Below are 22,756 nucleotides of genomic sequence, written 5' to 3'. Positions count from 1 at the left end.
CGGCCGCGTGGTCGATGGAGACGCATGCGCCGGGGGTTGCGGGGCAGGGGCTGGTGTGGGGGAGGATGGCGGCAATCGTACGAAGGGAAATCCACGGTGAGCATCGACCCGTCCTCGATTCCTAATTTCGGGGGCCAGCCCGAGCCGCAGCCCGAAGAGACGGGCCCGGCCGGCCCCGTCATCCCCGACCAGGACCTGGTCAAGCAGCTCCTGGAGCAGATGGAGCTGAAGTTCCTCGTCGACGACGAGGGTGACCTCGCGGCTCCGTGGGAGCAGTTCCGTACGTACTTCATGTTCCGCGGCGAGGAGGAGCAGCAGGTCTTCTCGGTGCGGACGTTCTACGACCGGCCGCACGGCATCGACGAGAAGTCGAAGCTGCTGGAGGTCATCGACGACTGGAACCGCCGCACCCTGTGGCCCAAGGTCTACACGCACACCAACGACGACGGCACCGTCCGCCTGATCGGCGAGGCGCAGATGCTGATCGGCGTCGGGGTGTCCCTGGAGCACTTCGTCTCCAGCACCGTCAGCTGGGTCCGTGCCTCCGTCGAGTTCGACAAGTGGCTCGTGGAGCAGCTGGGCCTGGAGGAGGAGCTGGAGGACGGCGAGAACGGCGGGAACGGCGAGGGCGACGCCGACGCGTAGTCCTCACGCTGCATAGTCCTCACGAGGTGCAGCCTCACATCGGGATGCGGGCGATCGTCACCAGATACGTCCCGTAGACGAACGAGAGCCCGGCCAGCGCGCCGACCGTCACCACGACGGTGCGCGGCCGGGCTCTCGTCATCCCCAGGGCCAGCGGCAGCAGCAGCGGGAAGGCGGGGATGAGGAAGCGCGGTTTGGACGCGAAGTAGCTGGAGCCGCCGACCGCGATGACGCACAGCACCAGCACGTAGACCAGCAGCAGGGCGGGCGGCCGCTCCAGGACGAACAGCACGAGCGCGACGGAGGCGACGACGAGGACGGCCAGCGAGCCGTAGTAGCAGAGGAAGTCCCGGCCGGTGAACAGGTGGCGGACGAAGCGGAACGCGTCCGCGCCGAAGTCGAAGCGCGATCCCCAGCGCCGTTGCACGGCGAAGTAGCCGAGCGGTCCGTCGCCGGAGCGGATGCCGGCCCAGAGGACGTAGCCCGCCCAGCCCAGCGGGGCGAGCGCGGCGCCGGCCCACAGCCGCCGGTCGCCGCGCGCGAGCGGGTCGCGCCACAGGACGAGCGCGGTGGCGCAGATCAGGGCGGCGGCCACGGCGACGGCGTTGGGCCGGGAGAGCCCGGCGGTCAGGGCCAGACCGCCGGCCCACACGGGCCGGCCGGTGACGGCCGCGTACAGGCACCAGGCGGCGAGCGCGGTCATCAGGGACTCGGTGTAGCCCATCGTCTGCACGATGGCGTGCGGCAGCAGGCCCCACAGCAGGACGAGCCAGGTGCCGGTCCGCCGGCCGTACAGCCGCTCCCCGACCGCGTAGATCCCCCAGGCCGCGGCGACGGCCGAGCTCCAGGAGACGACCAGCTGGGCGGAGACGACGGAGAACGGGGTCAGCACCGTCACGGTGTGCACGAGGCCGGGGAACAGCGGGAAGAACGCGAGGTCGTTGAAGATCACCCCGCGGCTGGTGGGGGAGGGCAGGACGAGCCCGTATCCGTTGCGGGCGATGCCCGCGTACCAGATGCCGTCCCAGGAGTGGCCGAGCAGCGTGCGCGGGTGGCGGCCGGTGGACCAGGCCCAGCCGGCCATCATGGCGAGGCCGAGCAGCCGGGCCGAGGCGTAGAGCCCCAGCGCGGGCAGTGCGCGGCGCAGGGCCTCGCGCACCCGGTCCGTGCGGCCGAGGGGACGGTCGCCGGGGACGCGGCTCGGTTCCGGTGCGCGGACGGGCGTCGCGCCGGGGTTGACGACGGGGCCGGCTGACACGGGACCTCCTCGGGGCACCTCCCCGGGCCGGCCGGGGGAGCGGCCGGGCCGGCACCGGTGGACTCCGGGCGGCGTGACCGGTCGGGCGCCGGGGACGGCGCCGGTACGGAACGGGCGGGCATACCGACCATGCGTCGGGCGTCTCGCGCGCGCGACATGTCACGCCCGTACGCGGCGCGGCTTCCACCCACTCGGCGCACGGGTCCGCCCGGCGCCGCGCCTGTCCGGGCTCCGTCCTCAAGTGCCGGACGGGCGGGGGCCCGCCTATCGTGGGGGCGATCAAGGACCGCAGGTCGAGGACCGATCGGGGAGGGCTTGATGGGCGTGGACGGTACGGGCGCGTACGGCGCGGGCGGTACGGACGAGGGCGCGCCGGGCGCGCGATGGCGGCCCGCGGCGCGGGTCGCCGGTCTGGGCACCTCCGTCTTCACGGAGATGACCGAGCTGGCGCGGAGCACCGGCGCGGTGAACCTCGGGCAGGGCGTCCCGGAGCTGCCCAGTCCCCCGGAACTGCTGGCGGACGTGGCGGAGGCGGTGCGGTCGGGCGCCAACCAGTACCCGCCGGCGCACGGCGCGCCCGCGCTGCGGGAGGCCGTGGCGGCGCACCAGCTGCGGCGCTACGGGCTGGCGTACGACCCGCGGGACGAGGTGCTGGTGACCACCGGGGCCACCGAGGCGCTCGCGGCGGCGCTGCTCGGGCTGTGCGACCCGGGCGACGAGGTGATCGCCTTCGACCCCTGCTACGACGCCTATCCGGCGGGGGCCCGCTTCGCGGGTGCGAAGCTGGTGGCCGTGCCGCTGGTGGAGGACGGGGACCGGTTCGTCCTGGACGCGGACGCGCTGCGGGCGGCCGTCACGCCGCGCACCCGCGTCCTGCTGCTGAACACCCCGCACAACCCGACGGGCAAGGTGTTCACCCCGGACGAGCTGGACGCCGTCGCCGCGGTCTGCCGGGAGCACGACCTCGTGGTGGTGACGGACGAGGTGTACGAGCACCTGGTCTTCGATGACGCTTCCGCCGGCGCGCACCGCACGATCGCCGCGCTGCCGGGGATGCGGGAGCGGACGCTCACCATCTCGTCGGCGGGCAAGACGTTCAGCGTCACCGGCTGGAAGATCGGCTGGGTGTGCGGCCCGGCGGGGCTGCTGGCGGCGGTCGCCGGGGTGAAGCAGTTCCTCACCTACGCCTCCGGCACGCCCTATCAGGAGGCGCTGGCGCGGGCCCTGGGGGGCGTGGAGGAGTGGGCCGCGGAGGTGCGGCGGACCCTGGGGCGCAACCGCGACCTGCTGAGCGAGGGACTGGCGCGCGCCGGGTTGCGTCCGTACCGGGCGGACGCCGGGTATTTCCTCCAGGCGGACATCCGCGCGTGGGGGCACGGGGACGGCGTGCGATTCTGCCGTGAACTCCCTTCGCGCGCCGGGGTGGTGGCCATTCCCACCTCCGCCTTCTGGGTGCGCCCCGGCGCCCCGTCCCATCTGGTGCGATTCTCGTTCTGCCGGAGCGAGGACTCGGTCCGCACGGCGGTGGAACGGCTGGTCAGCAGCGGCTGATCTCCTTTGAACAGGGGATTTGCAAGTGGCGCAGGTCCACCCGCATATGCGCCCGGAGGGAGGCCAACTCCCGCCGGGCGCTTTTCGGTTGAACACTTGAACTGTCGGGCCCACGCGTGGATGGAAAATCGACGATGATGGGTAAAAATGCTGTGGGCGTCGATGGCTTCATGATTTCCTCTCGATCAGGGCAGCGTCCGATCAGGGCAGCGTCCGGAGACGTTTGGAGAAACCCCCCGGGAATCCCGGAAACGCCTTCGCCGGATCAGGGAGCCTCCGGAGCGGGCATGACCGGCGTACTCGAAGACCTGGTCCTCCTCGGGGCGGGCCGGCCATCCCCCACTGTTCGCTCGCGGAGCCGACCCATGCTCACCACCCTCAAGACCAGCTACACCGATACCCGTGCGGCCGACCTCGCCTGGTGCCTGGGCCGGGAGCCTCTCCCGGCGCTGGCCGTTCTCGATCTCCAACTCGACCGGGCGTCCGTCCAGTTGCGGCTGCTCGGGGCCTCCCATCAGGTCCTGCTGGAGGAGGGGAGCGGAGCCTGTTCGGAGACGGTCGCCTGTATACCCGGCAGCAGTACCCCGCTCCCCCTGGGCGTGGCGAAGCGCGTCGGCGCCTGGGAGTACGAATTCGCGGCCCGGGTCGAGACCCTGTCGCGCTGCTCGTTCGCGGGGCGTGCGCAGGAGCTCCTGGCGCTGGTCGCCGAGCACCCCCAGGGGCTGGCCGGAACGTTTCCGGGGGACCCGCACGCCTTCACCGCGCTGCTCGCCCAGCGGCGCGACGGCCAGGTCAGCTGGCGCACCTGGCACGCGTATCCGCAGGAGGGACGCCTCGTCGTCACCCGCACCCGGGTGGGAGTGCGCGGAGGCTGCGCACCCCTCGGTGCGCCGGGCGCCGCGTAACGCCCCGCGCGAGCCCCCTGGCGAACGGGAGCGTGGCCGGGAGTGCCGTCAACTCGCGCGAGGATCATGAGCATTGAACTCGTGTGGGTGACAGGGCGATGCCGGATCGTGACGTAGCGTTCCCGCATGATCTACCGTCCGGTACCCGCGCGACTGCCCGTACCGGCCGGGATCGGCCGCCTCCTCGTGCTGACCACCGTCTTCATCTGCGCCGCCTGCGGGTTGGTGTACGAGCTGGAACTGGTCGCCCTGGCCTCGTACCTCATCGGCGACTCCGTCACCCAGGCGTCCGTCGTGCTCTCGGTGATGGTCTTCGCCATGGGGGTCGGCTCCCTGCTCGCCAAGCGGCTGCGCGCCCGCGCCGCGCTCGGCTTCGCGGCGGTGGAGGCGGTGCTCGCCCTGGCGGGCGGTCTGTCGGCGATGGCGCTGTACGCCTGCTTCGCCTGGTACGGCCGGGCCTGGCCGGCGCTCGTGGGGTTCTCGCTGCTCATCGGGGTGCTCACCGGGGCCGAGGTGCCGCTGCTGATGACCCTGATCCAGCGGATCCGGCGGCAGGACGCGGGCGGCGCGGTTGCCGACCTCTTCGCCGCCGACTATGTGGGCGCGCTGGTGGGCGGGCTCGCCTTCCCCTTCCTTCTGCTGCCCGTCCTGGGCCAGTTGACGGGCGCCCTGGTCACCGGCGCGGTCAACGCCGTGGCCGGCGGGGCGCTGGTGCTGTGGCTGTTCCGTGGCGACCTGAGCGCGCGGGCCCGCTGGGCGGTGATGGCGGCCAACGGGCTGGTGCTCGCGCTGCTCGCGCTCTGCTCGGCGCTCAGCGGTCCGTTCGAGCGGGCCGCCCGGCAGGCGGTCTACGGGGCGGACGTGCGGGTGGCCGTGCGGACCGGCATGAAGGAGGTGGTGCTCACCGGCGGCGACGCGGGGGGCCGGCCGCCCGCGCTCTTCCTGGACGGCCGGCTGCGCGCCGCCGGCGAGCCCTCGCGCTACCACGAGGCGCTGGTGCGCCCCGCGATGGCGGGACCGCGCCGGCGGGTCCTGGTGCTTGGTGGGGGCGACGGCATCGCGGTGCACGAGGTGCTGCGGTATGGCGGTGTGGCGGCGGTGACCGTCGTCGATCCCGACGCGACCGTGGTCCGGCTGGCCCGCACGGACGCCCGGTTCGTCCGGCTCAACGGCCGGGCCTACGAGGATCCGAGGGTCGCCGTGGTGCACGCCGACCCCTTCGAGTGGCTGCGCGCCCGGATCCCGGAGGGGCCCGGGCGGGCGTACGACGTGGTGGTCTGCGATCTGCCGGGGCCCGAGGGCACGGGGGGCGCGAAGCTGTACTCGCAGGAGTTCTACGGGCTGGTGGCACGGCAGTTGGGCGACGAGGGGCGGCTCGTGGTGCACGCGGGGCGGGTGGGGGAGGTGCCCGACGTCCGGCACGACATCAGGACCGTGGATGCGACCGTGCGGTCGGTGGGCCTGTGCACCCGGCCGTACCGGACCGCGGGGACGGGCGGGGGCTGGGCGTTCGTCCTCGCGGGCCGGTCGCGGGCCGGGGTGCCGGACGGGGTGCGGGCCCTGGAGGGCGGGGGCGCGGCGCCGTCCACGCTGATGCACCCCCGGTACGGGGAGTGAGCCCGGTCATGCGGTCCGGCGGGCCGCCGTGCGGAAGGCGCCGGGGGCGAGCCCGGCGCGCTGCTGGAAGAACTTCGAGAAGTTCGCCGCGTCCTCGAACCCGATCCGCTCGCCGACCCTGACGACCGGCAGATCACTGTGCGCCAGCAACCGTTTGGCCTCCAGCATCACCCGCCGGTCGATGAACTCCTTCGCCCCCATGCCCGCCGCCGCCAGCGTCGCCCGCGCCAGCGTGCGCGGCGCGAACCCCAGCGCGCGGGCGTAGTCCGCGACCCGGTGGCTGGTCGCGAAGTCCCGTTCCACGGCGGCCCGGAAGCGGACGAAGGCGTCCCCCGGTGCCGCGACCCGGCTGCCCACCGGCGCCGTGAGGTGCGCGAGCCGCAGCACCAGCACGGACAGCAGATGGCGCAGCACGTCGGCGTGGACGGCGGGGGGCAGCCCGGCGCCGGTGCGGAAGTCGGCCGCCAGGTGCCGGACCGCGAGGGACACGGCCTCCAGGTCGTCGCCGACCGGCTGCCAGAGCACCGGGTGGAACGGGTCGTCGGCCATGACGGCGACCGTGCTGCCGGGCGGCAGGAAGCCGGGCTGCACCAGGATCACCGTGCCCTCGATGCGGGTGGCGTCCCCGAAGCTCTGCACCTGGCCGGGGCGCACCCACAGCACCGAGCCCTCGGTCAGCCAGTAGCCGGTGAAGTCCACGGTGTGGCCGGCGGCGCCGGAGTCGACGACGACCAGCTGGTGGAAGTCGAGCCGCTGCGGTCGTTGCAGCAGTCCTTCGGCGGCGCGGGCGCGCAGCTCGGCGACGGTCATCACCTCGACGCCCGCCGGGGTGCCGGGCGGGGGCGTATAGGTGAGCTCGACGATGGCGTCGTGTCGTTTTTTCACCATGAGGAGACCCGAGCGTACCTGGTGGGAGGGGTTTCCGCTGCCTAACGTTGAGGTCAATCACAAGAGTGGTTGACAGAGAAACGACTTCGACTTCGACTTCGGTGAAGAGGTGAACGACATGGCACAGCAGCCCCGGCACAAGGTCACATACGCGTTCGACGCCTACTGCGGATGGTGCTACGGCTTCGGCCCCACGGTGCGGGAGTTCGCCGCGGTGAACGCCGACCGCCTGGACCTGCGGGTGCTCAGCGGCGGCCTCTTCACCGGCGCCCGCGCCCAGCCGGTGGGCGCCTACGCCTCCTACATCCCGCAGTCCGACGCGCGGATCGCCGAACTGATCGGCGCGGTCTTCGGCCCGGCCTACCGGCGGGCGGTGGCCGAGGGCACGACCGTCCTCGACTCGGCCGACGCGGCGACCGCGCTGGTCGCCCTGTCCCTGCAGGCGCCGGAGAGGACGCTGGAGCTGGCCGGCGCCCTGCAGCGGGCCTGGTACCAGGGCGGGCTGAGCCTGTCCGACCCGGCGACGCTCAAGGCCGTCGCCGACGACGCCGGCGGTGTGGACGCGGAGGCGGCCGCCGCGGCGTACGCCCTGCCCGCGACCCGGCAGGCGGCCCAGGCCGGCTTCCGCGAGGTCCGCCGGCTCGGCGTGGACAGCTTCCCCACCCTGCTGCTGCACGCCGCCGACGGCACGGTGCGGCGGCTCGGCGGACCGACCACGTCCGCCCGTGCGCTGACCAGGGCTCTCGACGAGCATGGATCCGGCGCGTAAATCCCCTTCCTCCCTTTCCTCCCCTCCCTTCTCGATCCCTCAGGAGATTCCCATGGCGAAGATCGCTCTCTTCGGCGCCAACGGCACGATCGGCAGCCGCGTCCTGCGCGAGGCGCTGGACCGCGGCCACCAGGTGACGGCCGTCGTCCGCGACCCCTCCAAGGTCACCGTCGAGCACCCCGCCCTCACCGTCGTGACCGGTGACGTCCTCGACCCCGCGTCCGTGGCCGCGGTGGCCAAGGGCCAGGACGTCGTGGTCAGCGCGGTCGGCGGCGGTGACGGCCCCGGCCACCTCGCCACCATCAAGCCGGCCGCCGAGTCCCTGGTCGCGGGGCTGCGCACGCTGGGCGACGCCGCGCCGCGGCTGATCGCGGTCGGCGGCGCCGGCTCGCTGCGCACCCCCGACGGCAAGCAGGTCTGGGACACCGAGGGCCTGCCGGAGTTCCTGCTCCAGATCATGCACGCCCATGGTGACGCGCTGGACTTCTACCGCACGGTGACCGACGTCCGCTGGACCAACGTCAGCCCCGCCGGCACCATCGAGCCCGGCGAGCGCAGCGGCACCTACCGCACCGGTCTCGACGACCTCGTCGTGGACGAGAACGGCAAGAGCCGCATCTCCACCGAGGACTACGCCGTCGCCCTCATCGACGAGATCGAGAAGCCGCAGCACGTCGGCGAGCGCTTCACGGTGGCCGACTGACGTGGATCTTCGGCCGTTCCGCCGGCCGTGTGATCGCCGATCGTCCCGGACCGGCGGCCACGGTCGGCGGAAGGTCGCCTTCCGTCGGAAACTTCCACCGGATCCGACCGGGGAGTCCCTGCCGGGGAAACCGGTGGGTAGGCTCGTTTGCCATGGAGCATGAGGTTTTCGTTCCGTTTCCCGTCGCCGACGTCCGGCGGGCCCTCTCCGATCCCGAGCGGGTCGCCCGGTGCGTCCCGGGCCTCCAGCGGGACGCGGGAGAGGCGGGGGACGCGCAGGCTGCCGTCGTCGCCGGGCGGCTGCGGCTGCGCATCGGCGGATCGACGATCACCTACCGGGGGACGCTCCGGCTGGCCGAGCGGGACGGCGCGTACGAGCTGACGGCCGAGGGCACGGAGGCGCGCGGCTCGGCCTCGGTGACTCTCACCCTGCTCGCGGTCCCCGCGCAGGTCCCCGGCGGCACCCGGCTGACCTGCACCGGAACGATGGCCCGCGCAGGACGCCTGGCCGAGGTCGACGACCGCACGGCCCTGGCGGCGGCCCGTCGCCTCCTGGACCGCTTCGCGACCGCGCTGGCCGGGACGCTGGGGCAGGAGGCGGACGACGACGCCCCGGCCGCCGGCGTGGAGCCGGTCACCGCCGAGGACGTGGTGGCGGAGGTCGTGGCCGAGGTGGTCGAGGACGTCGTCGCCGAGGTCGTCGAGGACGACGAGCCGCCGGCGGAGGCGGCCCACGCCCGCCGCACGATGATCGGCCGCAGCGCGGAGGAGGTCGACCACGCGCCGCCGCGGGGGCGGTACGCCCCTGTCCCCGCCCCGGAGACGACCACGGGCCGCGCCGCCCTGCGCTGGGCGGCTCCGGCGGCGGCGGTGGCCCTGGCGTCGGCGGTGGTGGTGGGACGGGTGCTGCGGCGCCGGCGTTGAGGGTTCTCTCCCCGCCCGGCGTCCGGGGACGGCGCGCGCGGCGTGCTGCCGCCGACCTATCGTCGGACTCGTGACGAACGCTCAGACCACCCTCACCGCCGGCCCCGCCCGAGCCATCGTGGACACGGAGAACGGCTGCCGCCTCTCCAGCCTCCGCGTCGACGGCACCGAACTCCTCCGGCAGGGGCCCTCGTACGGCGCCTTCCCGATGGTCCCCTGGTGCGGCCGCATCGACCACGGCCGTTTCCGCAACGGCGCCGAGACGCACCAGATGCCCGTCAACCACCCGCCCCACGCCATCCACGGCACGGGCCGCGACGTGCCCTGGCGCACGGTCCGCGCGGAGGACGCCTTCGCCGCGTTCACCTACGACCTGGCCGACACGGCCTGGCCGTACCCCGGCCGCGTCACCCAGATGGCAGAACTGGCCGAGGATTCCCTGACGCTCACCATGGGCGTCGAGGCGGCCGAGGACTCCTTCCCGGCCCAGGCCGGCTGGCACCCGTGGTTCCGGCGCAACCTCGGCACCGGCGGCGATGTCGAGATCGACTTCGCCCCCGCCTGGCAGGAGGAACGCGGGGACGACCACCTGCCCACCGGCCGTCGCATCGACCCCAAGTCCGGCCCCTGGGACGACTGTTTCGGGATGCCCGACGGGGTGCGGGTGACCCTCACCTGGCCGGGGGCCCTGGAACTGACCGTCACCAGCCGCGCCGAGTGGGTCGTCGTCTACGACGAGCAGGCCGAGGCCGTCTGCGTGGAGCCGCAGTCGGGCCCGCCGAACGGGCTCAACACCCTGCCGCGTCTGGTCACCCCCATCGATCCGCTGGAGATCTCCACGACGTGGACCTGGCGGACGCTGGCCTAAGCTCATCCCCATGAACGCGCGTGACGCCCTGCTTCAGCAGATCAAGGACAAGGCCGTCGTCCACGGCAAGGTGACCCTCTCCTCCGGCAAGGAGGCCGACTACTACATCGACCTGCGCCGGATCACCCTGGACGCCGAGGCCGCCCCGCTGGTCGGCCAGGTGATGCTGGACGCCACCGCCGACCTGGAGTACGACGCGGTGGGCGGGCTGACCCTCGGCGCCGACCCGGTCGCCACGTCGATGCTGCACGCCGCCGCAGCGCGCGGCCGCACGCTCGACGCGTTCGTCGTCCGCAAGGCGCAGAAGACGCACGGCATGCAGCGCCGCATCGAGGGCCCGGACATCAAGGGCCGCCGCGTCCTGGTCGTCGAGGACACCTCGACCACCGGCGGCTCCCCGCTGACCGCCGTCGAGGCGGCCCGCGAGGCGGGCGCGGAGGTCGTCGCGGTCGCCACGATCGTCGACCGCGGTGCGGCCCAGGCCATCGCCGACGCCGGTCTGCAGTACGTCACCGGCTACCAGCTGGCCGACCTCGACCTGGCCTGACCTGCGGTTTTCGCAGAGGCGTCCCCGGCGGGCGCGTGGTTTCACGTGAAACCACGCGCCCGCCGTCGTATCTGCCGCCGTATCTGGCGGATGCACCATGTGGAGCAATTCGGGGAGTCTGGGAAGATGGGGACGACGATGAACGTCGCCCCCTAGGTCAGGGCACCCCCAAGCCCACCCGCACATCACAAGGAGCGGACAGATGCCCATCGCAACCCCCGAGGTCTACAACGAGATGCTCGACCGGGCGAAGGCAGGCAAGTTCGCCTACCCGGCCATCAATGTGACCTCGACCCAGACTCTGCACGCCGCGCTGCGCGGCTTCGCCGAGGCGGAGAGCGACGGCATCATCCAGATCTCCACCGGTGGCGCGGAGTTCCTGGGCGGGCAGTACAGCAAGGACATGGTCTCCGGCGCCGTCGCGCTGGCCGAGTTCGCGCACGTCGTGGCCAAGAAGTACCCGGTCAACATCGCGCTGCACACCGACCACTGCCCCAAGGACAAGCTGGACGGCTACGTCCGCCCGCTGCTGAAGATCTCCCAGGAGCGCGTGGCCGCCGGCCAGAACCCGCTGTTCCAGTCCCACATGTGGGACGGCTCCGCCGAGAAGCTCGACGAGAACCTCGCCATCGCGAAGGAACTGCTCGCCGAGGCCGTGAAGGCGAAGATCATCCTCGAGGTCGAGATCACCCCGACCGGCGGCGAGGAGGACGGCGTCACCCACGAGATCAACGACGAGCTGTACACCACCGTCGCCGACGTGGAGAAGACCGCCGAGGCCCTGGGCCTGGGCGAGAAGGGCCGCTACCTGCTGGCCGCCTCCTTCGGCAACGTCCACGGCGTCTACAAGCCGGGCAACGTCGTCCTCCGCCCCGAGCTCCTCCGCGACCTCCAGGACGGCATCGCCGCCAAGCACGGCAAGCAGGACCCGTTCGACTTCGTCTTCCACGGCGGCTCCGGCTCCACCGAGGACGAGATCCGCACCGCGCTGGAGAACGGCGTCGTGAAGATGAACCTCGACACCGACACCCAGTACGCCTTCACGCGTCCGGTGGCGGCCCACATGTTCCAGAACTACGACGGCGTCCTGAAGGTCGACGGCGAGGTCGGCAACAAGAAGACCTACGACCCGCGGACCTGGGGCAAGCTGGCCGAGGCCGGCATGGCCGAGCGCGTCACCAAGGCCTGCGCCGACCTGCGCTCGACGGGCACCAAGCTCGGCAAGTAAGCGGTACGCACCACGGAGGGGCCCGGCGGATCACGCCGGGCCCCTTTCCCGTTCGTATGGCCGCGCCCGGCCCGCCGGGAGACCATCGGAACCATGAGCGAATCCGTCCGGGAGCGGGACCGGGAGGCGGGCCCCGGGATCCGCCTGGGCACGCCCACGGGGCGGTACGTGCTGCTCACGGCCGTCCTCGGCTCGGGCATGGCCCTGCTCGACAGCACCGTCGTCAACGTGGCCCTGCCGCACATCGGCGCCGACCTCCACGCCGACCTGGCCGTCCTCCAGTGGACCGTGAACGCCTACATGCTCACCCTCGCCGGGCTGATCCTGCTGGGCGGGGCGCTGGGCGACCGCTTCGGGCGGCGGCGGGTGTTCGTCCTCGGCATCGTCTGGTTCGCGCTCGCCTCGCTGCTGTGCGGGATCGCCCCGAACGCGGGGGTGCTGATCGCGGCCCGCGCGCTCCAGGGCATCGGCGGGGCGCTGCTCACCCCCGGCTCGCTCGCGCTGCTCCAGGCGGTCTTCCACCCCGACGACCGCGCGGGCGCGGTGGGCGCCTGGTCCGGGCTGGGCGGCGTGGCCTCCGCGGTCGGGCCGTTCGTGGGCGGCTGGCTGGTGGACGGACCCGGCTGGCGCTGGGTGTTCCTCATCAACCTGCCGATCGCCGCCGTCTGCGTCCCCGTCGCCCTGCGCCACGTGCCGGAGACCAGGGATCCCACCGCCCGCGGCCGGTTCGACGTGCTCGGCGCGGTGCTGGGCGCGCTGGCCCTCGCCCTGACCACCTACGCCCTGATCGCCGCCCCCGGTCGCGGCGCCTCGCCCGCGGTGATCGTGCCGGGGGTCGTGGGGGTGCTGCTGGGCTTCCTCTTCGTCCGCCTCGAAGGGCGGCTGGCCGAGCCGATGATGCCGCCGGGGATCTTCTCGAACCGGACGTTCTCGGCGGTGAACGCGGTCACGGTCTGCGTCTACGCGGCGTTCAGCGGCTTCTTCTTCCTGTCGGTGCTCCAGCTCCAGATCGTCGCCGGCTGGTCCGCGCTGGAGGCCGGGACGGCGCTGCTGCCGACCACCGTGCTGATGCTGCTGCTCTCCTCCCGCGCCGGCCGGCTGGGCCAGACGATCGGCGCCCGGCTGCCGCTGACCGTCGGCCCGCTGCTGTGCGCGGCGGGCATGCTGCTGATGACCCGCGCCGGGGCGGGCGCGGTGTACTGGCGCGACGTCCTGCCCGCGCTGGTCGTCCTCGGCCTGGGCATGTCGGCCCTGGTCGCCCCGCTCACCGCCACGGTGCTCGCCTCGGTGGACGTCGGCCGGGCGGGCCTGGCCAGCGGCATCAACAACGCGGCCGCCCGGGCCGCGGGCCTGGTGGCGGTGGCCGCGCTGCCGCTGCTTACGGGGATGGGCCCGGAGGCGTACCGGGATCCGGCGGCCTTCGGCGCCGCGTTCCAGCGGGCGATGGTGTGGTGCGCGGGCGCCCTGGTGGCCGGGGCGCTGCTGGCCTGGACGACGATCCGCGCCCCGCGGCGCGACCGGTGCCACCCGGAGTGCGCGTACCACTGCGGGGTGACGTCGCCGCCGCTGGACCCGGGCGAGCACTGACCGGCCCGCGCGCGATCAAGCGTGCCTCGGCCTCCCCGCCCGGCGGGGCGACAGTGCAGACTGGAGGCCATGGCCATTCACGAGAACCTGCTCGGGGGACCGCCCCCGACCCACCTGCCCGACGACCCCGAGCCGCGCGAGCTGCTCGCCTCCGGCGCGGCTCCCGCCGAGGTCGCCGCCAAGTACCCCGCCTCCTCCCTCGCCTGGGCGCAGCTCGCCGACGACGCGTACGAGGCCGGCCGGGTCGTGGAGTCCTACGCGTACGCCCGCACCGGCTACCACCGCGGCCTGGACGCCCTGCGCCGCAGCGGCTGGAAGGGCCACGGCCCGGTGCCGTTCGAGCACGAGCCCAACCGCGGCTTCCTGCGCGCGCTGCACGCCCTCGCCCGCGCCGCCCAGTCGATCGGTGAGCAGGAGGAGTACGAGCGCTGCACGGCGTTCCTCCGCGACAGCTCGCCGACGGCCGCCAGCACGCTGGGCTGAGCCGTCGGTCCGGCCGGAACTCCCGCTCCCGGGCGGGCCGTTCCGGCCGGACGACCCCTTGCACCGAGCGGCTCCTGGGACGGATGATGCCCGCAGGGGACCGGGGCTCCACATGCGAGAGGAAGGGGCGGACCGCTACCCGCAGGATCGCTATCCACAGGTATGCGCTGCCGAGGAGTCCGCCGTGTCGCAACTGCCCACGTCCCCCACGCTCGAATTCGCCGCCACCACCCCGTACGAGGACTACGTCCGGGCCGAGGTCCTCGCCCGGCTCCAGACGCCGCTGTCCGACGACCCGGGCGAGATGGCGTTCCTGGTGACCACCCAGGTCATGGAGTTGTGGTTCGCCCTCGTCGTCCACGAGTGGGAGGCCGCCGGCCGCGCCCTGCGCGCGGACGACCTGCCCGCCGCGCTGGCCGCGCTGGACCGCTCCGTCGACGAACTGGTCTCGCTCAACGCCTCCTGGCGGCCCATAGCCCGCCTGACGCCGGGCCAGTTCAACCGCTACCGCGGCGCGCTCGGCGAGGCGTCCGGCTTCCAGTCGGCCATGTACCGCCGCATGGAGTTCCTCCTCGGCGACAAGTCCCGTTCCATGCTGGTGCCTTACCGCAACGTCCCCGAGGTGCACGCCCGGCTGGAGAAGGCGCTGCACGAACCGTCCCTCTACGACGAGGCGTTGCGCTGGCTCGCCCTGCGCGGCCACGGCGTGCCCGCGGCCGTCCTGGAGCGCGACGTCTCCGCGCCCTACGAGGCCGACCCGGCCGTCGAGGACATGTGGGAACGCGTCTACGCCGCCGAGGAGCGGCACGGCGACGAACGCCGCCTGGGCGAGACCCTGACCGAGATAGCCGAGCTGGTGTGGCGCTGGCGCAACGACCATCTGGTCGCCACCCGGCGGGCGATGGGTGCCAAGAAGGGCTCGGGCGGTTCGGCCGGGGTCGCCTGGCTGGAGAAGCGCGCCGCGAAGACCGTCTTCCCCGAGCTGTGGACGGCGCGCAGCCGTGTCTGACCTCGCCGGCGAGGCGGCCGGCCGCGACGCCGCCGACGAACTCGCCCCGCTGCGCGCCGCGTTCGACCTCGACGACGGCGCCGCCTACCTCGACGGCAACTCGCTGGGCGCGCTGCCCCGCGCCGTCGCGCCCCGGCTCGCCGAGGTCGTCCGGCACGAGTGGGGGCGGCTGCGGATCCGCTCCTGGGGCGAGTCCGGGTGGTGGACCGCGCCCGAGCGCGTCGGCGACCGGATCGGACGGCTGGTCGGTGCCGCGCCCGGACAGGTCGTCGTGGGCGACTCGACGAGCGTCAACCTCTTCAAGGCCCTGGTCGCGGCCGTCCGCCTGGGCGGTCCGGAGCGGGACGAGATCCTCGTCGACGCGGCGACGTTCCCCACGGACGGCTATATCGCCGCGTCGGCGGCCCGGCTGACCGGCCGCCGCGTCCGGGCCGTCGAGCCCGGCGCGGTCGCCCGCGAGGCTGGACCCCGCACCGCCGCGGTGCTCGTCAACCACGTCGACTACCGCACCGGGCGGCTGCACGACCTGCCCGGCATCACCGCCGCCGCGCACGCCGCCGGGGCGCGCGTGGTGTGGGACCTGTGCCACAGCGCGGGCGCCCTGCCCGTGGGGCTCGACGAGCACGGCGTGGACCTCGCGGCCGGCTGCACGTACAAGTACCTCAACGGCGGCCCCGGTTCGCCCGCCTTCCTCTATGTGCGCCGGGAGCTCCAGCACCGTTTCGACTCCCCGCTGCCCGGCTGGAACTCGCACGCCGACCCGTTCGGCATGGAACCCGGCTACCGGCCCGCGGAGGGGGCGACGCGCGGCCGGGTCGGCACGCCCGACATCCTGTCGCTGCTCGCCCTGGACGCCGCCCTCGGCGTCTGGGACGGCGTGGACCTCGCGGCCCTGAGGTCCAAGAGCCTCGCCCTCACCGATTTCTTCCTCCGCTGCGTGGCCGCGTACGTCCCCGGGGACCGGGTGACGTCCGTCACCCCCGCCGCGCACGCCGAACGCGGCAGCCAGGTCTCGCTGCGCTGCCCCGGCGCCGGGGAGGTCATGGCGGAGCTGGTCCGGCGGGACGTCGTCGGCGACGTCCGCCCGCCCGACGTGCTGCGCTTCGGCTTCGCCCCGCTGTACTGCCGCTTCGCCGACGCGGAGCGGGCGGCGCGGGAGCTGGGGGAGGTCGTGCGCAGTAGCCGTGCGTAGTACTTGAGACGGACGGCCGGAGATCCTCATCGACGCGGACGACGAAGGACGGCCGTCTGTTTACCGTTGAATGCGTGAACCCGACCCCCGAGCCGACCTCCGTCCGCAGCGAGCTGCTCATGTTCAAGAGCGCCTTCGACGGCATCCACCGCGACCTGTTCGTGGACGCCTTCGCCTTCCGGCCGCTGGCGCCGCTCGCGCCCGGCAGCCGTCTCCTGCGCGTCGTGCCGCGCGGCCTCCGCCGGTACGCGCGCTGGCTGCCGCACGCGGCCGTGGTGGTCCTGACCATGGGCGTGGCGCTCCAGGCCCTCCGCGACATGGGCCTGTTGGTGATGATCCTGGTCGGGGTGCCGCTGCTGATGACCCTCGTACGCCCCATCGGCGCGTGGTGGTGCTCGGTGGCCACGATCTTCTTCACGACCGCCCTGGGGCCCTGGGTGCGGGTCGCCCTCGCCGTCCACGTCCTGGTGATGATGCTCGTCGCGATGCGGTCGCGGCCGCGGGTGGCGGGCGAGATGTGGCTGCTGACCGCTCTGATCGCGGCCTTCCTGACCGTCTTCCGCCCCGTCGTGAGCGTCGACGGCTTCTTCGAGTGGCTCCTCGTCTCCGGTGTCCTGCTCTCCGGGGTCTCCGCCGTGCGGCTGCTGCGCGAGTCCCGGGAGCAGGTCGCGGTCCAGACGGCCGTCACCGAGGTCGAGCGGTCCCGGCGCACGGTGCTGGAGGAGCGCACCACCATCGCCCGTGAGCTGCACGACGTCGTGGCGCACCACATGTCCGTCGTCGCCATCCAGGCCGAGGCCGCGCCGTACCGCGTCCAGGACACGCCGCCCGAGCTGGCGGCCGCGTTCGTCACCATCCGCGAGAACGCCGTCGCGGCCCTCACGGAGCTGCGGCGCGTCCTCGGAGTGATCCGCTCCGACGGCTCGGACGCCTTCGACGACCCCGAGGCCCCGCAGCCGACGCTGGCCGCGCTCGACGGGCTGCTCGCCAACGTCCGGGGCGCCGGGCTGACCGTCGAGCAGGTCACCACCGGGGTGGTGCGGCCGCTGCCGCAGGGCGTGGAGCTCTCCGCGTACCGCATCGTCCAGGAGGCGCTGAGCAACGTGCTGCGGCACGCGCCCGGTGCCGCCGCCCGCGTCGAGCTGTCCTACGTGCCCGTCGGGCTGGGGCTGCGCGTCGTCAACGGCCCGCCGGACCGGCTGGCCAAGCCCTCGCCCGGCGCCGGGCACGGGGTGCTGGGCATGCGCGAGCGCGTCGCGATGCTCGGCGGCGAGATGACGGACGGGCCCACGGGCGACGGGGGCTACGAGGTCACCGCCTTCCTGCCGGTGCACGCCGCGGAGGCCGCCGCGTGACCATCAGGGTCCTGATCGTCGACGACCAGATGATGGTCCGCGAGGGCTTCTCCGTGCTGCTCAACGCCATGCCCGACATCGAGGTCGTGGGCGAGGCGGTGGACGGCCGCCAGGCGCTGGCGAAGGTCGCGGAGCTGCGCCCCGACGTCGTCCTCATGGACATCCGCATGCCCGAGCTCAACGGCCTGGAGGCCACCCGGGAGATCGTCGCGGCCGACGCGGACGCGAAGGTGCTGGTGCTCACCACCTTCGACCTGGACGAGTACGTCTACCAGGCGCTGCGGGCCGGGGCGAGCGGCTTCCTGCTCAAGGACGCGTCGGCGCGGCAGCTGGCGGACGGGGTCCGCGTGGTCGCCTCCGGCGAGGCGCTCCTCGCGCCCACGGTCACCAAGCGCCTCATCCAGGAGTTCTCCCGGCTGGGCACCCCGAGGACACCGTCGCAGGAGCGGATCGGGGACCTCACGGAGCGGGAGACGGAGGTGCTGGTGCTGGTCGCCCAGGGCCGGTCGAACGCGGAGATCGCCTCGTATCTCGTCGTCGCCGAGTCGACGGTGAAGACGCACGTCAGCCGGATCCTGGTGAAGCTGGGGCTGCGGGACCGCACGCAGGCGGCGGTGTTCGCGTACGAGGCGGGCCTGATCACCCCGGGGGGCTGAGCCGGCCCGTCAGACCCTCGGCAGTACCAGCCGCCACGCCTCCCCCTCCGCCGTCCACGTCCGCGCCTCCACCGGCCCCCGTATCCGGTTGTCCGCCCGGTAGCGGAAGCCGGGACCGGAGACGGTCACCGCGCGCGCCCGGCGCCGCAGCGGGATCTCCGCACCGGACGGGTGGACGGCGACGTCCGCCAGGCCTCCGGCCATGGTGACCGCGACCCGGTCCAGCGGCTGGTCGGCGTCGGCCAGCACCACCCCGTCCGCCTCCACCCGCAGCTGCTGGCCCGTCGTCGCCGGGCGTCCGGCCGGCCTGGCCAGCAGGGCCAGGGCCGTCCGGGCCGTCCGCGCGGCGGGGGACCACCACGGGCCCGTACGCCCGCCCGCCGGGCCGCCGGGGCGGTGGGCGCCCACCGGCGCCCAGAGCCCGCCCAGCACCACGCCCCCGCTCTCGTCCGCCAGCAGCCCCAGCCGCCGCTCCACCCCGTCCAGCACCGCCCGTGCGGCCGCCACCGCGCCCAGCGGGACGCCCAGCGCGCGGGCCACCGAGACCGCCGGGAGCGGCCCCACGGGCACCCAGGCCAGCGGTGCGTCGGCCAGCTCCCGCTGCCGGTGCAGCAGGGCGACCGCACGCAGTAACGCCCGGTCGTCCCCGATGACGACCAGCCGCTTCCGGCCGCGCCGGGCGACCGCCCGGGCGATCTCCGCGGGGCCGTCCGGGAGACAGATTTTCGCCACCGATCCGGCGCTCAGCACATCCCTCGCGATCCGCACGGACTCGCCGTCCACGCGCCGCGCGACCGGGTCGACGACGACCAGCAGCTGCTGTCCGGTCGGGTCTGCAGCCGACACGTTCGTCCTTCCTCAGGTAACCTCTCGGTGCAAGAGCCCCTGTCGCTGTTGCGCCAGGGGCTTCGTCTATCCGGGGCACCGGTTCGACGGCTCTAGCGGTGGTGAGCGCCCGTATCAAGCGGGCGGCTGGCCACCTGCGCACGTTGGACATGCCCCGCCCGGAAGGGGTGTACGCCTGTGCCCGCACTTGTGCTGCTCGGTGCTCAGTGGGGTGACGAGGGCAAGGGAAAGGCCACCGACCTCCTCGGTGGATCCGTGGATTACGTGGTGCGCTACCAAGGTGGCAACAACGCCGGCCACACGGTCGTCGTGGGTGACCAGAAATATGCGCTCCACCTCCTCCCTTCCGGGATCCTCTCGCCGGGGTGCACCCCGGTCATCGGCAACGGTGTCGTCGTCGACCCGGCGGTCCTGCTCTCCGAGCTGAGCGGGCTGAACGAGCGCGGCGTCGACACGTCCAAGCTCCTGGTCAGCGGCAACGCCCACCTGATCACGCCGTACAACGTCACCCTCGACAAGGTGGGCGAGCGCTTCCTCGGCAAGCGCAAGATCGGCACCACCGGCCGCGGCATCGGCCCGACCTACGCGGACAAGATCAACCGCGTCGGCATCCGGGTCCAGGACCTCTACGACGAGTCGATCCTGACCCAGAAGGTCGAGGCGGCCCTCGAGCTCAAGAACCAGCTCCTGGCGAAGCTCTACAACCGCCGCGCGATCGACCCCGCGAAGATCGTCGACGAGATGCTGGCCTACGCCGAGCAGATCAAGCCCTTCGTCGCCGACACCACGCTGATCCTGAACAACGCCATCGACGAGGGCAAGGTCGTCCTCTTCGAGGGCGGCCAGGGCACCCTGCTGGACGTGGACCACGGCACGTATCCCTTCGTGACCTCCTCGAACCCGACCGCGGGCGGCGCCTGCACGGGTGCGGGCGTGGGCCCCACGAAGATCAACCGGGTCATCGGCATCCTCAAGGCGTACACGACCCGCGTGGGCGCCGGTCCGTTCCCGACCGAGCTGTTCGACAAGGACGGCGAGGCGCTGCGCACCATCGGCGGCGAGCGCGGTGTCACCACCGGCCGTGACCGCCGCTGCGGCTGGTTCGACGCCGTGATCGCCCGCTACGCCACGCGCGTCAACGGCCTCACGGACTTCTTCCTCACCAAGCTCGACGTGCTCACCGGCTGGGAGCAGATCCCGGTCTGCGTGGCGTACGAGATCGACGGCAAGCGCGTCGAGGAGCTGCCCTACAGCCAGAGCGACTTCCACCACGCGAAGCCGATCTACGAGATGCTGCCGGGCTGGACCGAGGACATCAGCAAGGCGAAGACCTTCTCCGAGCTGCCGAAGAACGCCCAGGCGTATGTGAAGGCGCTGGAGGAGATGTCGGGCGCCCCGATCTCCGCGATCGGCGTCGGCCCGGGCCGCGACGAGACGATCGAGATCAACTCGTTCCTGTCGTAAGGCGCCTGTCGTAAGGCGCCTCGCGCGGACGAACGCCCCGGTGGTCACCACGACCGCCGGGGCGTTCGCCGTTGTCAGCCCTGCTTGCGGTAGACCAGCGAGGCGTCCTTCGTCCCCGAGTCGGTGAAGTCGCGGCGCATCCGGCCGTCCGGCAGCAGCGTCAGGTCGGAGGCGGAGCCGGGCTGGCAGGCCGTGGTGGGCTGGGCGCCGGTGACGGTGGACGGCCCGAGGTGCAGCACGGTGGCGGTGCTGTCGCCCCGGACGGGGGCGGTCCAGGTGCAGCGGTAGGAGGTGCCGTCGTCGAGGCTGCCGTGGCCCTCGATCTCGGCGGTGCCGCCGCTGGCCCCCACCGTGAGGCCGATGGTGCGGTAGCTGCGGCCGCCGCCGGTGGCGAAGTCGGAGGACCAGCTGCCCGTGAACGCCTGCGCGCCACCGGCCGGCGCGGAGCCGGTGGACGGGGCGGACCCGGTGGACGGGCCGGTGGTCGCGGGTGTCCGCGGCGGGGCGGGGGTGCCGCCGCCGGAGGTCCGGCCGGACGTCGTCGGGCGGGCCGCGGGTTTGCCGTCGTCCCCGCTCTGCTGCTGCTTGACGAGGTAGACCGTCCCGGCGCCGGCCAGCAGCCCTGCCGCCGCGATGGCGACGAGCGCCAGCGGCTTGCGGGAGCGGCGCGGGGCGGGCGGCGGGGGCCCGTAGGGCCCGTACGGGCCGGGGTGCGCCGGGCCGTAGCCGGGCGGGGGCGGATGCACGACGGACGTGGTGCCGGCCGTCGCGGTGGGCGGGTCCGCCGGCGGGGGCGTGTGCGGGGGCACGACGGAGGTGGGCAGCTCGGAGGCGGGAACAGGGGCGGAGACGGGGGCGGCCGGGGCCGCGCCGGGTATCTCCGCCGGTCCCTCCACGTTGAGCAGCTGTGCCGCATGGCGGCCCAGGTGGGCGACGAGGCGGGCGGGCAGCCACGGCTCGGCGGACGGGCGCGGGCCGTCCGTCTCCTCCCGGGCGCCTGTCCGGTCGAGCACCTCCTCGGGCGTGGGGCGCCGGTCCGGATCCTTCGCCAGGCAGTCGGTGATCAGCGCGAGCAGCGGCTCGGGGACGCCGGTGAGGTCCGGTTCCTCCTCGGCGACGCGGAACATCAGGGCGTGCGCCCCGCTGTCCGCGGTGCCGAACGGCGTCCGGCCGGTGGCCGCGTAGGCGAGCACCGAGCCGAGGCAGAAGACGTCGCTGGCCGGGGTGGTCCCGCGGCCGCGCACCTGCTCGGGCGACATGAAGCCGGGGGAGCCGACGGCCGCGCCGGTGCGGGTGAGCCCCTCCCCGTCGGTCACGGCGTCGAGGGCCCGGGCGATCCCGAAGTCGATGACGCGCGGCCCGTCGAGGGTGACCAGGACGTTGGAGGGCTTGAGGTCGCGGTGGACGATGCCGGCGGCGTGGATCGCCTGGAGCGCGCGGGCGAGCCCGGCGGCGAGGATCCGTACCGACCGCTCGGGCAGCGGCCCGAACTCCCCGTCGACGACCTGGCGCAGGGAGGGTCCGGGGATGTAGCCGGTCGCCACCCACGGCACGTCCGCCTCGGTGTCGGCGTCCAGAACGGGCGCGGTCCACTCGCCGCCGACCTCGCGGGCGGCCCGTACCTCGCGCAGGAAGCGGCGGCGGAACTCCTCCCGGCCCGCCAGCTCCGGCTGGACGAGCTTGACCGCGACGGTGCGGCCGCGGTCCGAACGGGCCAGATAGACCCGGCCCATGCCGCCCGCGCCGAGCCGGCCGACCAGCCGGTAGGCGCCGAGTGTGCGCGGGTCCTCCGGCGTCAGGGCGTCCATGCGCTCGGTTCTCCTTCCCCCATGTGTCCGAGCCGGAGGATAGCCGCACGGCGGGAGGGCCGGCCCTCCGCGGGGAGGACCGGCCCTCTCGGGGACCTGCGGGGGGACCCGGCCGGGACCCGGGCGAGCAGCCGGCGGGGTCCCGGAGGGGTCCCGGGCGGGGACTCAGCCGGGGATGATGTTCTCGGCCTGCGGGCCCTTGTTGCCCTGGGTGATGTCGAAGGTGACCTTCTGGCCTTCCGAGAGTTCACGGAAGCCGGTGGTCGCGATGTTGGAGTAGTGCGCGAAGACGTCGGCCCCGCCGCCGTCCTGCTGGATGAAGCCGAAGCCCTTCTCCGAGTTGAACCATTTCACGGTGCCCGTGGCCAAGATGACTCCTCGATAGAGCGGTGTGGGGCGCCCCGAAGCAGCCCCGAAAGAGGAAGAGCGCCCGAGGTCACAGACCATCAGGCGC

General features: G+C 73.6%; 22 protein-coding genes. 17 read left to right on the top strand and 5 right to left on the bottom strand.

What is annotated here, in order from left to right:
- The first annotated feature begins 96 nt into the window (after window positions 1–96).
- Window positions 97–645, top strand: a complete 549-nt coding sequence (locus AB8735_RS18855) for a YbjN domain-containing protein (RefSeq protein ID WP_372408546.1) — start codon at window positions 97–99, stop codon at window positions 643–645.
- A 34-nt stretch (window positions 646–679) separates the two neighbouring features.
- Here the strand turns inward: AB8735_RS18855 and AB8735_RS18850 are convergent, their stop codons facing one another.
- Window positions 680–1,903 (bottom strand): hypothetical protein, encoded by a 1,224-nt coding sequence (locus AB8735_RS18850; protein WP_344018554.1) that lies wholly within the window; start codon window positions 1,901–1,903, stop codon window positions 680–682.
- A gap of 318 nt (window positions 1,904–2,221) precedes the next feature.
- Here AB8735_RS18850 and AB8735_RS18845 point away from each other — a divergent pair, with 318 nt between their 5' ends.
- The 3 genes from AB8735_RS18845 to AB8735_RS18835 all read left to right on the top strand — a co-directional run bounded on the left by AB8735_RS18845 (window position 2,222) and on the right by AB8735_RS18835 (window position 5,976).
- Window positions 2,222–3,454, top strand: coding sequence for an aminotransferase class I/II-fold pyridoxal phosphate-dependent enzyme (locus AB8735_RS18845; RefSeq protein WP_372408545.1), 1,233 nt, complete (start codon window positions 2,222–2,224; stop codon window positions 3,452–3,454).
- A 365-nt stretch (window positions 3,455–3,819) separates the two neighbouring features.
- Window positions 3,820–4,359, top strand: coding sequence for a DUF2617 family protein (locus tag AB8735_RS18840; protein ID WP_344018559.1), 540 nt, complete (start codon window positions 3,820–3,822; stop codon window positions 4,357–4,359).
- A 126-nt stretch (window positions 4,360–4,485) separates the two neighbouring features.
- Window positions 4,486–5,976, top strand: a complete 1,491-nt coding sequence (locus AB8735_RS18835) for a polyamine aminopropyltransferase (protein ID WP_372408544.1) — start codon at window positions 4,486–4,488, stop codon at window positions 5,974–5,976.
- A 6-nt stretch (window positions 5,977–5,982) separates the two neighbouring features.
- Here the strand turns inward: AB8735_RS18835 and AB8735_RS18830 are convergent, their stop codons facing one another.
- Entirely contained in the window at window positions 5,983–6,864 is an 882-nt protein-coding gene (locus AB8735_RS18830) for a helix-turn-helix domain-containing protein (protein WP_372408543.1), read from the bottom strand.
- A 118-nt stretch (window positions 6,865–6,982) separates the two neighbouring features.
- Between AB8735_RS18830 and AB8735_RS18825 the strand changes: the two genes are divergently transcribed.
- From AB8735_RS18825 to AB8735_RS18770, 12 genes are all read left to right on the top strand, one after another.
- Window positions 6,983–7,633, top strand: a complete 651-nt coding sequence (locus AB8735_RS18825) for a DsbA family protein (RefSeq protein WP_372408541.1) — start codon at window positions 6,983–6,985, stop codon at window positions 7,631–7,633.
- 52 nt (window positions 7,634–7,685) lie between these two features.
- Window positions 7,686–8,336, top strand: coding sequence for an NAD(P)-dependent oxidoreductase (locus tag AB8735_RS18820; protein WP_372408540.1), 651 nt, complete (start codon window positions 7,686–7,688; stop codon window positions 8,334–8,336).
- Window positions 8,337–8,488: 152 nt separating this feature from the next.
- Complete coding sequence (locus tag AB8735_RS18815) at window positions 8,489–9,259, top strand: SRPBCC family protein (RefSeq protein ID WP_344018570.1); 771 nt, start codon at window positions 8,489–8,491, stop codon at window positions 9,257–9,259.
- Window positions 9,260–9,329: 70 nt separating this feature from the next.
- Window positions 9,330–10,127 (top strand): aldose 1-epimerase, encoded by a 798-nt coding sequence (locus tag AB8735_RS18810; RefSeq protein ID WP_344018572.1) that lies wholly within the window; start codon window positions 9,330–9,332, stop codon window positions 10,125–10,127.
- A gap of 10 nt (window positions 10,128–10,137) precedes the next feature.
- The gene (gene pyrE / locus AB8735_RS18805) at window positions 10,138–10,674 is read left to right on the top strand and encodes an orotate phosphoribosyltransferase (RefSeq protein ID WP_344018574.1); all 537 of its coding nucleotides are present in this window, start codon (window positions 10,138–10,140) and stop codon (window positions 10,672–10,674) included.
- A 202-nt stretch (window positions 10,675–10,876) separates the two neighbouring features.
- A complete protein-coding gene (gene fbaA / locus AB8735_RS18800; protein WP_344018577.1) occupies window positions 10,877–11,902 on the top strand; it encodes a class II fructose-bisphosphate aldolase in 1,026 nt (341 codons plus the stop codon).
- A 93-nt stretch (window positions 11,903–11,995) separates the two neighbouring features.
- Entirely contained in the window at window positions 11,996–13,489 is a 1,494-nt protein-coding gene (locus tag AB8735_RS18795; protein ID WP_372408537.1) for an MFS transporter, read from the top strand.
- Window positions 13,490–13,558: 69 nt separating this feature from the next.
- Entirely contained in the window at window positions 13,559–13,972 is a 414-nt protein-coding gene (locus AB8735_RS18790) for a DUF3151 domain-containing protein (protein WP_344018581.1), read from the top strand.
- A gap of 184 nt (window positions 13,973–14,156) precedes the next feature.
- The gene (locus AB8735_RS18785) at window positions 14,157–14,981 is read left to right on the top strand and encodes a tryptophan 2,3-dioxygenase family protein (protein WP_344018584.1); all 825 of its coding nucleotides are present in this window, start codon (window positions 14,157–14,159) and stop codon (window positions 14,979–14,981) included.
- Complete coding sequence (gene kynU / locus AB8735_RS18780) at window positions 14,974–16,173, top strand: kynureninase (protein ID WP_372408535.1); 1,200 nt, start codon at window positions 14,974–14,976, stop codon at window positions 16,171–16,173. Before AB8735_RS18785 ends, kynU begins: the two co-directional genes overlap by 8 nt.
- Before the next feature lie 119 nt (window positions 16,174–16,292).
- Window positions 16,293–17,528: a sensor histidine kinase gene (locus tag AB8735_RS18775; protein ID WP_372411874.1), complete on the top strand. Its 1,236-nt coding sequence runs from the start codon at window positions 16,293–16,295 to the stop codon at window positions 17,526–17,528.
- Window positions 17,525–18,184: a response regulator transcription factor gene (locus AB8735_RS18770; protein ID WP_344018588.1), complete on the top strand. Its 660-nt coding sequence runs from the start codon at window positions 17,525–17,527 to the stop codon at window positions 18,182–18,184. The genes AB8735_RS18775 and AB8735_RS18770 overlap by 4 nt, the downstream gene beginning before the upstream one ends.
- A gap of 9 nt (window positions 18,185–18,193) precedes the next feature.
- Here AB8735_RS18770 and AB8735_RS18765 read toward each other — a convergent pair whose 3' ends face one another.
- A complete protein-coding gene (locus AB8735_RS18765; protein ID WP_372408533.1) occupies window positions 18,194–19,030 on the bottom strand; it encodes a diacylglycerol kinase in 837 nt (278 codons plus the stop codon).
- Window positions 19,031–19,207: 177 nt separating this feature from the next.
- Between AB8735_RS18765 and AB8735_RS18760 the strand changes: the two genes are divergently transcribed.
- Entirely contained in the window at window positions 19,208–20,494 is a 1,287-nt protein-coding gene (locus tag AB8735_RS18760) for an adenylosuccinate synthase (protein WP_344018592.1), read from the top strand.
- A 74-nt stretch (window positions 20,495–20,568) separates the two neighbouring features.
- Here the strand turns inward: AB8735_RS18760 and AB8735_RS18755 are convergent, their stop codons facing one another.
- On the bottom strand, window positions 20,569–22,302 hold the full coding sequence (locus AB8735_RS18755; protein WP_372408531.1) for a protein kinase: 1,734 nt from the start codon (window positions 22,300–22,302) through the stop codon (window positions 20,569–20,571).
- Between the two features lie 165 nt (window positions 22,303–22,467).
- Window positions 22,468–22,671: a cold-shock protein gene (locus AB8735_RS18750; RefSeq protein ID WP_344018597.1), complete on the bottom strand. Its 204-nt coding sequence runs from the start codon at window positions 22,669–22,671 to the stop codon at window positions 22,468–22,470.
- Window positions 22,672–22,756 lie beyond the last annotated feature (85 nt).

The organism is Streptomyces luteireticuli (assembly GCF_041519305.1).
Classification (GTDB): Bacteria; Actinomycetota; Actinomycetes; order Streptomycetales; family Streptomycetaceae; genus Streptomyces; species Streptomyces luteireticuli.
The sequence above is the reverse complement of the archived record's forward strand: the minus strand, read 5'-3'. Positions and strand labels throughout refer to the sequence as shown.